The organism is Bradyrhizobium sp. SZCCHNGR1005 (assembly GCF_032489995.1).
Lineage (GTDB): Bacteria > Pseudomonadota > Alphaproteobacteria > Rhizobiales > Xanthobacteraceae > Bradyrhizobium.
In genome coordinates, this window is sequence record NZ_JAUEZC010000002.1 from 239,587 (window position 1) to 253,483 (window position 13,897).

Genomic DNA, 13,897 nt, shown 5'->3' on the forward strand with positions numbered 1-13,897 from the left:
GCTTCGCTTCGCTCGCAACGACGTCGAGTGCGCTCAGTGGCCCGAGTTCGCCGGCGCCGGCACTGCGGTGCGGTTGGCGAACACGTTGACCGGCTGGTACGAGAACACGTCGCGGCTGCGCGGGTCGACCGTGACCTTCAGCCAGCGCACGTCATTGTTGCCGTTGCCCTGGTTGTCGCCGAAGGTTTCGACGCGGGTGAAGTTCTCCAGACGGCGCCCTTGCGAGTCCAGAAACGGCTGGTCGACGCGGAAGTAGTGCGAATCGCCATGCACGTAGGCCACGGGTTTGCGGAAGGCGATCACCTCGTCGCGCAGCGCCGTCAGGAAGCTGACGAAACCGTCCGGCTGGCCGTCGGTCTCGGCGAGCGTTTTCGGATTGCGCAGCGGCGCGCGCGTCGGGTCCGAGAGGTCCCAGCCCGGATTGGCCTGCGAGATGAACATCACGGCGACCGAATTGCGCTGCTTGGCGACCGCGAAGGTCTGCTTCATCCAGGCGATGACGGCGGCGTTGCGGGCATTGAACTCGGCCGGATCAGGATTGGTGTCGCAGAGATTGTTGCAGGAGCCCTGGACGTTCAGCGTCGCATAGGTGACGCGGCCGACGTGCCAGCGGCGGTTTTCCACGCAGCCCGTCATGTTGCCGGAAGCATCGAGGCAGAGCTTGTCGGTCTGCACCTCCTGGCGCAGGCGGTGCTTGCCGAGCGTGAACGGGGTCGAGAAGAACACCTTGCGCTCATAGTCGAGACGGTCGCGCGAATTGAAGCCGCCATTGGAGGCGCGATCGCAGTCGACCCAGTCGTTGTCGCCGGGCGTGAAGACCGCCGGCGCTTCCAGGCTGTTGAAATTGGCCAGCGCCTGGGCGTAGAGACCGGCGTCGCACAGCGAGCCGGAGCCCTGCTTCAGGTCGCCGTCATGCGCGGTGAACTTCAGCCGATGCGCGTTCATGTCGGCAATCAGGTTCGGCACGCCGACGGTCGCCTGCAGCGTCGAATACGGCAGATCGCCCCACAGACCGATCTGATAGGTCTCGTCGTCGTCAAAATCGAAGTCGGAATCATGCGCGGCCGCCGGCACTGAAGCGGCGATCGACAACAGCGGCGTCGCGAGCAACAGCAATTTGCGCAGACGCGGCAGCGCGCGCAACCACGACGACGAATCGTTTGGACTCGTTGACATCAAGAATTCCCCCAATACGGAAAATAGCCGCCGTCCCAGCGGCGGCGCGCCACCATGTTCGGCGTCGTTAACCGGGGCATGACGGCTGCTTGACAGCGAGCTGACGGCCAGATGTCAGGACGGTGAGCCGCCCCGGCGGTCAATTCCGGTCAAGCTTGGGGATGACGCGAGAGCCTGTCCGAGGTCGCGCAGCTAAGGCGCGAGGTAACGCACCAGGTCGGGGCTGTGGCGGACCTCGTCCGCCGGGCCCTGCAGCGCGACGCGGCCACGGTCGAGCACATAGGCGTAGTCGGCGACGCGCAAGGCGAGCTCGAGATGCTGCTCGACGACGATCACCGCGATCTCCTTGGCGAGATCGATCAGCCGCTCCGTGATCTCCTCGATCACCCCGATCCAGACGCCCTCGGTCGGCTCGTCCAAGAGCAGCAGCTTGGGCTCGCCCAGCATCGCACGGCCGATCGCCAGCATCTTGCGCTCGCCGCCGGACAGCGTTCCCGCCGGCTGGTCGAGCCGCTGTGCCAGCTTCGGAAAGATCGCGAGCACGCGGTCGACGGCCGCGGCGTTCTTGTTGAACAGCGACCCGACGGCGAGATTGTCGCGCACCGACAGCCGCGCGAACACCGAATGCTCCTGCGGCACATAGCCGATGCCGCCGCGCACGCGTTGCTCGGTCGGACTACGGCCGATGTCGCGGCCATCGAACATCACCTCGCCCTTCCAGACCGGAAGGTCGCCGACGATGGTCTTCATCAGGGTGGTCTTGCCGGCACCGTTGCGACCGAGCACGGCGACCCCGCCGCGCCAGGGGATGCCCAGATTGACGTCGAACAGGACCTGGCTGCGATTGTAGCCGGTGTCGAGATGGCGGATATCGAGGAAGCTTTGCTCAGGCACGGCGCAAATAGATCTCCTGCACGCTGCGGCTCGCCTGGATCTCGGCCACCGTGCCGGATTCCAGCACCGCGCCCTGGTCGAGCACGGTGAGGCGGTCGCAGATATCGCGGATGAAATCGAGATCGTGCTCGACGATGACCAGCGAGCAATGCGCCTTGATCGGCGCGAGCAGCTCGCCGGTGACGCGCCGCTCCTCCAGGCTCATGCCCCCGGTGGGCTCGTCGAGCAGCAACAGCCGCGGCTTGGCGGCGAGCGCCATCGCGATCTCCAGCCATTGCTGCTGGCCATGCGACAGCGCCGAGGCCGGATCATGGGCGCGGTCGGCGAGCCGAAACTGCTGCAGCATGGTCATGACCTGGTCGTGCAGCGCGCCGCGCGTCCGCGACAGCACGAGATCGAGCAGCGAGGCCTGCGCCTGCAGCGCCAGCAGGATGTTATCGTAGAGCGAGAGCGCCGGCAGCACGCTGGTGATCTGGAATTTCAGGCTCATGCCGGCGCGTGCGCGCTCGGCCGGCGACAGCGCCGTGATGTCCTGCCCGGCAAAGCGGATGCTGCCTTGCGTCGGCGTCTCGGCGCCCGCGACGCATTTCATCAAAGTGCTCTTGCCCGAGCCGTTCGGCCCGATCAGGCCGTGGAATTCGTTTTCGGCAACGGTGAGGGCGGCGCCATTGAGGGCCGTGAGCTTGCCGAAGATCTTGACGATGCCCGAAGCTTCAAGAAGCGCCATGACCGACCTTTTGATGGCTGCCCTGCTTTGGCGTGATGCCGAAACGGCCGACGCGCTCGCGCTCGGACAGGACGAAGCTGATCAGCCCCAGCGGACGGAACATGATGACGAAGAGCAGCAGCACACCGAGGATGATCGGCCAGACGTCGCGGTAATTGTCGGAGAGCCAGAAGCTGACGCCCTCGATGATCACGGTACCGATCACCGCCCCGATCAGGGTGCCGGAGCCGCCAAACAGCACGTAGAGCACGACCTGGGTCGAGATGACGACGCCGACCATGTTGGGCCAGACGAACCCCTCGTGCACGGCGTAGAGACTGCCGGCCAGCCCAGCGATGGCACCACCGATCGCGAACACGATGGCTTTGAGATGCTGCACCTTGTAGCCGAAGAAAGCGATGCGGGTCTCGTTCTCGCGCAAGCCCGCGAGCGCCAGCCCGAATTGCGAGCGCACCAGGAAGCGGCAAAGCAGATAGACGACGACGAGCAGCGCGAGCGCGAAATAATAGAAGACCGGCCCCTCCTCGAACTCGTAACTGCCGAGTGTCATGGGCGGAATCGAAGGGATGCCGTTCTGGCCGCCGAGATAATACCAGCCGCGCGCAAGACGATCGGCGGCATAGGAGCCGGTCAGGGTGCCGAGCGCGACGAAGATCATGCTGGTCGGATGCCGCCCCAGCAGCAGGAAGCCGCCGAGCAGCAGCGCGAACGTCAGCCCGATCAGCACGCCGGCCGGCAGCAGCAGCAGCAGCGCCGAGACGTTGAGATCGCGCCCGAGCAGCGCGACGCCATAGCCGGCGGCACCGAAGAACAGCGCCTGGCCGAAGCTCATGATCCCGGCATACCCCCACACCAGATCGAAGGAGAGCGCGAACAACGCCAGGATCGCCACGCGGGTGGCGAACACCGTGAGATAATCCGGCAGCACGAGCGGCATTGCTGCTGCCAGAACCAACAGGACGAGCTCTACGATCGGCAAGACCTTCCAACGCGGCCCGCTCGCTGCTGCCGCCGGCGCAAGGCCCGCCACTCCACTGTCAGCCATCAACGAATGCCATCCTTGCCACTGTCCATTTCTAACGTGATCTAGTTCTAACGTGTGCCAGCAGACCCTCATGGTGAGGAGGCGCGTCAGCGCCGTCTCGAACCATGAGGCCCCATTCCTATCCAGGCCTCGTCCTTCGAGACGCTTGGCTTCGCCAAGCTCCTCAGGACGAGGAAGTCGCGCCATTCACAAGCAGCTTCTCATCACGCCTCAGCATTCCTTCGGATCGACGAGACCTTCGCTGCGCGCGACGATCTCGTACTTTCCGCCCTTGGCCACCGCCGTATACATCTTCATCTTGCAGTGGCGCTTGCCCGGCACCATCTCTGCGGGCCCGCCCGGTCCTTCCGCGATCTTGGCGTGATCGAGCGCGGCCGCGACCGACTCGCGATCCACCTTGCGGGCCTCCTTCACAGCGGCCGCCCACAGCATCAGGCCGCGATAAGTGCCGGTCGCAGCCGAACCCGCGGCGAACAGGAAGTTGCCGGGATAGTCCTTCTCATAGGCCGCCTGGATCTTGGCCGAGACCGGATCGTCCTTGGTCAGCACCTTGAAGTAGTCGAGACAGCTTGCCAGCCCCTCGATCTCACTGGCCTGGTTGATGCCGAGCGTGTTCTCGTCATAGTAGACGCAGGCAAGCCGCCCGCCGTTCTTCTGGAAGCCGGCCTCATAGAGCTGCTTGAAGAACGGGCCGACGCCGGGCGGAATGATGGTGTTGAAGACGACGTCGACCTTGTTGGAGACGATGCGGTTGACGGTCGCGGAGAAGTCGACCTGGTCGAGAGGATAATATTCCTCGAACACGACCTCGCCGCCGTTCGCCTCGATCACCTTGCGCGCATATTCGTTCAGCACATGCGGCCAGACATAATTGGCCGAGGGCAGCGCGAACTTCTTGCCGCCGTTCTTGATCAGCCAGGGAATGAACTCGTCGCATTGCTGCGCCGGCGTCGGTCCGGTGCAGAACAGATAGGGCGTGCACTCCTTGCCTTCGTAGAGCTGCGGGTAGATGTAGAGCGTCTTGCCCCGCGCGACGATCGGGTCCTTGATGGCATTGCGCATCGACGAGGTGATGCCGCCGAGAACCATGTCGACCTTGTCGCGCTGGGTCAACTTGCGCACGTTGCCGACCGCGACCGATTCGTTCGACGCGGTGTCCTCGATGAACAGTTCGATCGGCCGGCCCAAGAGGCCACCGGCATCGTTGAGCTGCTTGATCACCATCTTGGCGGTGTTGGCGTCGGCATTTCCGGCATAGCCCATCGGGCCGGTCAGGTCGGTGGCGATACCGACCTTGATCGGGCCTTCCGCCGCATTGGCCCACTCGGGCCGGATCACCCAGCTGCCGACTCCGGTCGCGATCGCGCCGGAGGCGACGGCCAAGCCGGACAGGAAGCGCCGGCGCGACAGATCCCCATGAAACTCAGACATGAAACTAAACCCCCTTGCCAGATAGCAGGCCTTGCGGCCGGAATTTGATGAAAGCGATGGCGAGAACGAAGACGAGCACGTCGGCGATGACGGGCGCCATCACCCATGGCAGCGCCGCGCTCATGGTGCCGATCACGGCCGCGCCCGCGACCGGGCCCATGAACGAGCCGACGCCGCCGACCATGACCGCGACGAAGCCCTGGATGAGGAAGCGGATGCCGAGATCGGCGAACAGGCTGAACACCGGCACCACCAGCGCGCCGGCAAGGCCGGCGAGCGCAGCACCGAACGCAAAGGTCGCACCATAGATCTTGGCGGTGGAGATCCCCGAGGCTCGCGCCAGCGCCGGATTTTCCAGCGTTGCCCGCACCCGCAGTCCGAAGCTCGTGCGCGACAGCAGCAAGTAACAACCGATCATGACGGCGACCGTGACCACCACGATCACGAAGCGCCAAGCCGATATGTGCACGCTGCCGAGATCGATCGAACCGCCGATCGGCTCCGGCACGGAGAGATACAACCCGCCGATCAGGCCGCGCACGATTTCCCGAATGATCAGACTCAGCGCATAGGTTCCGAGCATCGCCACGATCGGCGCAGCATAGAAGCGCCGGATGATCAGCGCCTCCAGGACGAAGCCGAGCCCCCCGACCAGGAACGGCGCCGCCGCCATCCCGATCCACACCGGCATGCCATGCGAATGGGCGAGGTAGGTGATATACGCGCCCAGCAGCACGAACTCGCCCTGGGCGAAGTTGAAGATGCCCATCATGCTGGCGATGATGCCGAGGCCCAGCACCACCAGCACGATGATCGCGGCAAAGCTCAGGATCTCGAAGCCGGCGACGAACGAACTAGCCATGGCTTACGGTCCATTCCGGCGGCAACGGCGGCTCCCTCACATCTTCTTCCAATCGCCGGCCTGCTCGAAGGCGTGCGCGGCGCGATAGATCGTCGTCTCTGCAAAATGCTTGCCGACCAGCATCAGGCCGACCGGCAACCCATCGACCATGCCGCAGGGCAGCGACATCGCGGGATGATGGCTGATGTCGAACGGGGCGGTGTTGGTAATCATTTCGAGCGCGCGCGCGACATAGTCCTCGCGGCTTGCGGTCGGCTCCGGCAGCGGCGTCGCCTTCATCGGCGTGGTCGGCAGCAGCAGGAGATCGTACTTGGACAGCGCGTGGTCATAGGCGGCGGTCAGCCGCCGCGAGATGTTCTGCGCCTTGCCGTAGAAGCGGGGCCCGTAGATGTTGTTGATGTAGGTGCCGAACAGCAGGAACAGCTTGGTGGTTTCCGACAGCGCGTCGGCCTGGCGGCGCCAGCCGCGATGGAAATCCATCAAGGATGTCGAGTACAGGTCGGGCCGGCTCAGGCCGTAGCCGTCGCCGACCATCATGGTCTGGGTCATGCCCTCCACGCCGATCGGGGTCCAGATCGCCGGCCCCATCAGGTGCATCGGGATCGAGATCTCTTCCACGATCGCGCCGAGGCTGGCGAAGCGCTTGGCGGCTTCCTTGACGCTCTCATTGACCGCAGCTTCCGCGCCGGGCTGCTCGAAGCCCTCCTTCAAGATGGCGATCTTCATGCCCTTCACGCCGGCACCGAGCGCCTTGGTGTATTCCTCGACCTTCGGGGCCTTGATGCGCGGATCATAGCCGTCGTCGCCCGCGACGACCTCGAGCAGCAGCGCGTTGTCCTCGACCGTCGCCGTCATCGGCCCGGTGTGATCGACGAAGATCTCGATCGGCATGATGCCCGTATACGGGACGAGGCCCCAGGTCGGCTTCAGGCCGTAGATGCCGCAGAACGAGGCCGGCATGCGGATCGAGCCGCCCTGGTCGCCACCCATCGCCATGTCGACCTCGCCGAGCGAGACCACGACGCCAGCGCCCGATGAGGAACCGCCGGCCGAATAGCCCATCTTGTGCGGGTTGTGCACCGGGCCCGTCGCGCCGGTGTGGCTGCCGCCCGACATGCAGAAGGATTCGCAATGCACCTTGCCGGCGATCTCGCCGCCGGCATCCAGGATGCGCGTCACGACCGTGGCGTCGAAGTCGGGCATATAGCCCTCCAGCGTCGCCGAGCCGTTCATCATGGGAACGCCGGCGAGCATGATGTTGTCCTTCAGCGCGACGGTCTTGCCCTTGAGCTTGCCGGACGCGGCCCCTTTCACGGTCGCCTTGCGATACCAGGCGTTGCGCGGATTCTCCGAAGGCTGCGGGCGATAGCCGGGTGTGCGCGGATATTTCACCTCCGGGACCTCGTCCGGCAGCGCCGCCACCAGATTATAGGCCTCGACCGATCCCTGCATCAGGCCGCGGAACGAGGCGACATCCTCATCCGTTAGCGACAGGCCACATTGCGTGGCGACGTCTTGGAGTTGGCTGGGAGTGGGAAGCACGACCGACACGGCGCTCTCCTGGGTGCTGTTTTGTTGCGCGATACGTTTCTTGCACGCAGCCAAGCCCGGGCAGGCTCGGCAACGCGTCGGAATTACTAGAACCTGAAATATTTTCCTTTTCAAGAATTATTTTATGCCGGGGCCGGCTTGAGCTTCGTGATCGCGACAAGCGTCAGCGACGCCGTCGCCCTTCGGGCTATGGCGGACAAGTCACTCCGCCCGCGATGACGATCCCTTTAGCTTTCCGGCAAACTCAGAACGTCCTGATGACGCTGAAGTCGAGGCCGTCTGCTTGGCAAAGATACATCGGCATCTCGGCCCGGCCGTTGCGAATCGTGACGGGCCCGCGCCCGCCGGCATAGACGAGGTTGCGGCCGGCCGCCTGGAGCGGCCGCAGCGCCAGCGAGCCGGCGCGCTGAGCAGCCGCCTGCAGGAAACGCAATCCTTCGTAGTTCGACTGTCCGACGGAGCCGACCGGCGGCGCATGGACGCCGAACATGCCGGTATAGCGGCTCATGAAATCGTCATTGGCTTTGGAACCGACACAGTTGAAATAGCCGGAGGCGCAGAACAGGTTCTCGGTGTTGTCAGCGCCGATGCCGAGCAGCACCGTCTCGTCCATCGCACCGGCCAGCCGCAACGTGGTTGCGGCAAGGCCGGCCTCCGCAAAAGCCCGATTGAAGGTGATGCTATCGGTGCCGATCAGAGAGATCAGCACGACGTCGGGCTGCGCGGCGCGAATCCGCGCCAGATGTGCTTCGTGATTGTCCTCGCCGACCGGCACAAACTCCTCGCCCACGATCTGACCACCGGCTTCCGCGATATAGGTCTTGATCGACCGGTGCGATTGCCAGGGCCAGACATAGTCGCTGCCGATCAGGTACCAGCGCAGCGCCTTCCTGGTGTCGGCAAGCCAGTGGATCGCAGGCCGGGTCTGACTGCGTGGGACTTCGCCGATCGCCATCACGCCGGGCGTGCGCTCACCGCCCTCATAGACCGGCGTGTAGATATAGGGCACGCGGCCGCGCGTGACCTTGCGCAGAGCCACCCTGACCGCGCTGATATGCGAGCCCATGATGATGTCGACTTCATCGAACTCGACCGCGTCGCGGGCGCGCTGCACGACATCCTCGATCGCCCCGCCGGAGTCATACATCGCAAGTTCGAGCTCGCGCCCGAGAATGCCGCCGCGCGCATTGATCTCGGCGACTGCCAGCAGCGCACTGTTGACCGATGACGGCCCCCAGATTCCCGGCGAGCCGGAAAAAGTCAGGAAGTTGCCGATCCGCAGTTTGTTGCGGGCGCCGCCCCGCTCGAACCGGTCGCGATCCAACGGAGACAAGCGCGGCACGCCGGACGGCGCGGGCGAGCCCCTGAACAGCAGATGCGGCGGGACGTTGACATGAGCTGAGACAGGGACTGTCGAAAGCACACTCACTCCTTGGCCGTCATGCGTGGCCATCATGCACGGGCCGGCACCTTTGCCGACGATTGAAGCCAGTAATTATTGAAGCCAGTAATTTGAGCACCCGCGCCCACAAATATCCTATTTGAAAATATTGAAAGTTCAAGAATTGGCATGCATATAGAAGCGGCAGCAACTGCCGGACATTCATTCAATTCCGCTGACCAGTGAAGTTCCACCGTGGCCAAACCGCCCAGCGCTGACGCGCCCCTCACCGACCATCTCGCTTATCTGCTCGCGCAGGCCAGCCGGGAGATCAACCGGCAGCTGGAAACGCGCCTCAGCACCGAGGGCGTGCCGGTGGAGCAATGGCGCATCCTGAAGGTGCTGTCCGACGGCGAGGGGCACTCGATGGGCGAGCTCGCGGACGCGGTCCTGCTCAATCATCCGACCTTGACCAAGATGGTCGACCGCATGGTGTCGGACTCGCTGGTCTATCGCCGGCAGGATGCGGAGGATCGCCGCAAGGTGCTGATGTTCATTTCCGACCGCGGCAAGGCGCTGTGCAAGCGCCTCAATTCGCTCGCGGTGAGCCAGGAAGCCCACATCGTGGAGAACTATGGCGGCAAGGCCACCGGCGAACTGAAGCGGCTCTTGGAGAATCTGATCGACGCGGCGAGCTGACGATCGGTCCCCGATAGGACGGTGTCGTCCCGGCGCACGCCGGGACCCAAACGCCGCAGCAGTCGTTTTTGGCAGGCTTCGAGTAACAATTATCGCAACACAGGCGGCGGTGGTTATGGGTCCCGGCATGCGCCGGGACGACGGCGATCATGTCGCTCAATCTGCGGCAAATCGAACGCGGCTCAAACCGGCGATGGACGCCAGCCGAATCCTCCATCATTGTTGACGTGATCGGTCGCGACGAACGGGCCAAAGAGCCCGCGCGCGACCGGCGGGCGACCTCCTCTCGCGGAGGCCGGCCGGGAAGGAACGTCACCGGGAGGATCAAGGCCATGACAGGCATCCACCTGCTCGATCGCATGATCGGCAGCGATTATCCGAACTTCGCCACTGCGGCGGATATCCGCGCTTTCGAACAAGTCCCTTACGCCGAGCGCATTGCGGCGCAGAGCACGTTCGACGCGATCAAGTGCGGTGCGGCCGCCAACCTCGACGCACCGGCGATCCAGTTTCTTGCCAACGCCGATCCTGCAGACACGCCGCTCGTCCTGACCTATCGCGACCTCGTGGCCAAGGTCACGCAGGCCGCCAACATGTTTCACGCGCTCGGCGTCGGTCCCGGCGACGTCGTCAGCTTCATGCTGCCGCTGCTGCCGGAGGCCTTCATCACGCTGTTCGGCGCCGAGGCCGCCGGGATCGCCAACCCGGTCAATCCGCTGCTGGAGCCGCACCAGATCGCCGAGATCCTCGACGCCGCACGGACCAAAGTGCTGGTGGCGCTCGGCCCCGTGCCCGGCACCGACATCTGGCAGAAGGTCGAGAAGGTGCGCGGCGGCCTGAAGCACCTGAAGGCGATCGTACAGGTGCATGGCGGCGGCGACCCCGCCAACGGCATTTTCGCCTTCAACGACCTGATCACGCCGCAGCCGGCCGATCGCCTGGTCAGCGGCCGGCAGATCGCAGCCAGCGACACCGCCGCCTATTTCCATACGGGCGGCACCACGGGCACGCCCAAGCTGGTGCGGCACAGCCACGGCAATCAGGTCTACCAGGCCTGGGCCGTGAACCTGCTTCTGAAGACGAGGCCCGGCGCCACGCTGCTGTTCGGCATGCCCCTGTTTCACGTCGGGGGATCGCTGACCCAGGCGCTGCCGACCTTCAGCGCCGGCGGCTCGCTCGTGGTGCTGTCGCCTTCCGGATGGCGCAATCCGGCCGCCGTCCGCAACATCTGGGGCCTGGTCGAACGCTTCAGGCCTGAGACGCTGTCGAGCGTGCCGACCGTGCTGGCGGCGACGCTCGCAATCCCGCAGGGCAATGCCGACATATCGAGCCTGCGCTATGCCGCCGGCGGCGGTTCGGCGATTCCGGTCGCGGTCGGCCAGGCCATCCAGGACAAGCTCAAGCTGCCGGTGGTGGAGGTCTACGGCATGACCGAGACCTCGAGCGTGCACACCATGGCCTATCCCGACCAGCCGATCCGGCTCGGCTCGGTCGGCCTGCCGCTGCCTTACGCGCGCGTGCGGATCGTCAAGCTCGACGCGAGCGGCACCTATGAGCGCGACTGCGCCACGGACGAGATCGGCGTCGTCACCATGGCCGGCCCCGGCGTGTTCTCGGGCTATCTCGACAACGCTCACAACAAAGGCGCCTTCGTCGAGGGCCATTGGGTGAACTCCGGCGATCTCGGCCGGCTCGACCAGGACGGCTTCCTCTGGATCACCGGCCGCGCCAAGGATCTGGTGATCCGCGGCGGCCACAACATCGATCCCGCGCCGATCGAGGACATCCTGTTCCAGCATCCGGCGGTCGGCTTCGCCGCCGTGGTCGGGCAACCCGACGCTTACGCCGGCGAGTTGCCGGTCGGCTATGTGCAGCTCAAGGCGGGCGCGTCCGTGCAGCCGGGCGAGCTCGAGGACTGGGTACGCGCACGCACGCCCGAGCGGGCGGCCGTCCCCGTGCAGGTCATCCCGATCGACCCGATGCCGCTCACCGGCGTCGGCAAGGTGTTCAAGCCGCAGCTGCGCTGGGACGCAGCGACGCGCGTGTTCACCAAGGCGCTGTCGCAGCTGACCGATCGCGGCATCGATTGCACCGTGAAGGTCGGCCCGCACGGCAGCCATGGCAGCCTCGCGACGGTGACGTTGCGGAATGTGCCGGCGGACGCGCGCGAGGCGATCGAGAACGAGGTGCATACGCTGCTGGCGCCGTTCGTGATGCGGCACGAGGTGGTGCAGGAGTGATTTTTGGTTTCGAATGAAGCCGCCGTCTCGACGTTTGATCGAGACGGAGATGGTCTGGTACAACGCCTGCGTGTTTCGTTGCGTTTGCAGGGCCGGGGCAGATGAACCATACGGATATCGCCATTGCGGTCGAAGACGCCAAGCAAGCTGACATAGCCGGCCTCATCGCAGAGGCCGACGCATATTTGCGGACGCTCTACCCTGATAAAAGCAATCATCCCATCGACGCCAACGCGCTCTCGGCACCCGGAGTCGTCTTTTTTGCCGCCCGTCGCGAGCGAACGCTGCTGGGCTCGATCGCCCTTCGGCTCCTCGTTCCAGGACATGGCGAGATCAAGCGATTATTCGTGCGCGAAGCTGCCCGGGGCTGTGGCCTCGGACGCAAGCTCCTCGTGACATTGGAACGCGAGGCCAAGGCTCGCGGGATCGAGCGCGTCAGCCTAGAAACGGGGATCAGCCAGCCGCAGGCAATCCAGCTCTATCGCAGCTCCGGCTATCAGGAATGTGGGCCTTTCGGTAGCTACCAACTCGATCCGTTAAGCCTGTTCATGAGCAAACGATTGGCGCCTTGACCGGGGCTGCGCGCGAACGGAGCTTACGCAGAGCAGAGGCCGGATGGCGTCGAAAGATGCGATCCGGGTGAGCGGGTCCAATCCAACAGCAAGAATCCCCGCGCGTCTGCCTCTCACCCCAACCCTCTCCCCGTGAAGGACGGGGAGAGGGAGCGGACCGTCTGTGTGCAACAGCTCGCTTCTGTCGGAGCCGTATCGCGGGGCAAGCGACCGCAGCTAATCCTTCGCCGGAAGGCCCGGCCCAAGCCGTTGAACGCGCAGTACTCCCAGCGGCTTTGCGAACCCCTTGTCTACCGCGACCTTGCGCAGCAAATCCGGCCGGTCCGAGATGATGCCATCGACGCCCATGTCCATCAGGCGCGCCATGTCCTCCGGCTTGTTGACGGTCCAGACCACGACGCGCAGCTTCAGGGTATGCGCCTCGACGACCAGCGCAGGCGTGACGTCCTGGAAATAAGGCGACCAGACTGCGCCGCCGGCTGCGGCAATCGTAGGTGGCAGCGAGCCGCCATGGTCGGCTGGATTGAAGCCCGCGGTCCAGCTCGTGGCCGCATCCAACGACGCGGTCGGCGCCTTGCCTCGCTGCAGGGTGAGATAGACGGTCGGGATATCCGGCGCGCGCTTGCACCAGCTGCAGCGTGCGCCAGTCGAACGACTGGATCATCACGCGGTCGGTGAAGTTCTCTGCCTTCAGGAGGTCGAGCAGCAGCGTGACGAAGCGCTCCGGCTCCGGCGCCTCGGTGGGATGATCCGGATCGAGCTTGGTCTCGATGTTGAGCCGCACGGTGGTGTTGCCGGAGCTGCGGACGAGATCGATGACCTCCTTCAGCGTCGGAATCCGCGGCGGCGGAAAGGCCGGGGCCGCGAGAGCATGCTGCTCCGGAAACTGGTTTGCATAGGCGCTGCCGGGTCGGATCTGGCCAATGTCGTAGGACTGCACCTCGGCCAGCGGCCGCTCGATCAGCAGCGGCCCGGGCGGCGCGACATAATTGCCGTTCGCATCGCGCGCCAAGTCAGGATTGACCCGCCGCTCATGCGAGACCACGAGCACGCCGTCACGGGTGACGCCGACATCGAGCTCGAGCGTATCGACGCCCATCGCCAGCGCGGCGGCGAAGGCCTGCAGCGTGTTTTCCGGAAACAGTCCACGGCCGCCGCGATGGGCCTCGATGTCGAATGCCATGGCCGGGCTTGCGAGCAGAAAAAACGATGCCGCGAGAGGACGAAACCACATGACGTAAGCCTATCATACCGCAGCACGCCGGTCCCCATTTCCCTTGTCTCGCCTACCCTTCTGAATTAGGCCTAAGCTCCAAGAC

General features: G+C 64.8%; 11 protein-coding genes and 1 pseudogene. 3 read left to right on the forward strand and 9 right to left on the reverse strand.

Annotated features, from left to right (window positions below; all coding sequences use genetic code 11):
* Window positions 1-33: 33 nt before the first annotated feature.
* From QXZ85_RS07260 to QXZ85_RS07295, 8 genes are all read right to left on the reverse strand, one after another.
* Window positions 34-1,176: a hypothetical protein gene (locus QXZ85_RS07260; RefSeq protein ID WP_315702527.1), complete on the reverse strand. Its 1,143-nt coding sequence runs from the start codon at window positions 1,174-1,176 to the stop codon at window positions 34-36.
* Between the two features lie 192 nt (window positions 1,177-1,368).
* A complete protein-coding gene (locus QXZ85_RS07265; RefSeq protein WP_315702526.1) occupies window positions 1,369-2,070 on the reverse strand; it encodes an ABC transporter ATP-binding protein in 702 nt (233 codons plus the stop codon).
* Window positions 2,063-2,797 (reverse strand): ABC transporter ATP-binding protein, encoded by a 735-nt coding sequence (locus QXZ85_RS07270; RefSeq protein WP_316173853.1) that lies wholly within the window; start codon window positions 2,795-2,797, stop codon window positions 2,063-2,065. Before QXZ85_RS07270 ends, QXZ85_RS07265 begins: the two co-directional genes overlap by 8 nt.
* Window positions 2,784-3,842, reverse strand: coding sequence for a branched-chain amino acid ABC transporter permease (locus tag QXZ85_RS07275; RefSeq protein WP_315702524.1), 1,059 nt, complete (start codon window positions 3,840-3,842; stop codon window positions 2,784-2,786). The genes QXZ85_RS07270 and QXZ85_RS07275 overlap by 14 nt, the downstream gene beginning before the upstream one ends.
* A 210-nt stretch (window positions 3,843-4,052) precedes the next feature.
* On the reverse strand, window positions 4,053-5,273 hold the full coding sequence (locus tag QXZ85_RS07280) for a substrate-binding protein (protein ID WP_316173855.1): 1,221 nt from the start codon (window positions 5,271-5,273) through the stop codon (window positions 4,053-4,055).
* Window positions 5,274-5,277: 4 nt separating this feature from the next.
* A complete protein-coding gene (locus QXZ85_RS07285; RefSeq protein WP_315702522.1) occupies window positions 5,278-6,135 on the reverse strand; it encodes a branched-chain amino acid ABC transporter permease in 858 nt (285 codons plus the stop codon).
* A 36-nt stretch (window positions 6,136-6,171) separates the two neighbouring features.
* Complete coding sequence (locus QXZ85_RS07290) at window positions 6,172-7,686, reverse strand: amidase (protein WP_315702521.1); 1,515 nt, start codon at window positions 7,684-7,686, stop codon at window positions 6,172-6,174.
* A gap of 244 nt (window positions 7,687-7,930) precedes the next feature.
* Window positions 7,931-9,109 carry a substrate-binding domain-containing protein gene (locus tag QXZ85_RS07295; RefSeq protein WP_315764597.1) on the reverse strand — a complete coding sequence of 393 codons (1,179 nt, stop codon included), beginning with the start codon at window positions 9,107-9,109 and terminating at the stop codon, window positions 7,931-7,933.
* Between the two features lie 213 nt (window positions 9,110-9,322).
* Here QXZ85_RS07295 and QXZ85_RS07300 point away from each other — a divergent pair, with 213 nt between their 5' ends.
* From QXZ85_RS07300 to QXZ85_RS07310, 3 genes are all read left to right on the forward strand, one after another.
* Entirely contained in the window at window positions 9,323-9,766 is a 444-nt protein-coding gene (locus tag QXZ85_RS07300) for a MarR family transcriptional regulator (protein ID WP_315702519.1), read from the forward strand.
* Between the two features lie 332 nt (window positions 9,767-10,098).
* Complete coding sequence (locus QXZ85_RS07305) at window positions 10,099-12,006, forward strand: acyl-CoA synthetase (protein ID WP_315769328.1); 1,908 nt, start codon at window positions 10,099-10,101, stop codon at window positions 12,004-12,006.
* A gap of 101 nt (window positions 12,007-12,107) precedes the next feature.
* Window positions 12,108-12,578: a GNAT family N-acetyltransferase gene (locus QXZ85_RS07310; protein WP_315744569.1), complete on the forward strand. Its 471-nt coding sequence runs from the start codon at window positions 12,108-12,110 to the stop codon at window positions 12,576-12,578.
* Window positions 12,579-12,794: 216 nt separating this feature from the next.
* Here QXZ85_RS07310 and QXZ85_RS07315 read toward each other — a convergent pair.
* Window positions 12,795-13,761 (reverse strand): annotated as a pseudogene (locus tag QXZ85_RS07315) (glycerophosphodiester phosphodiesterase).
* Between the last annotated feature and the right edge of the window lie 136 nt (window positions 13,762-13,897).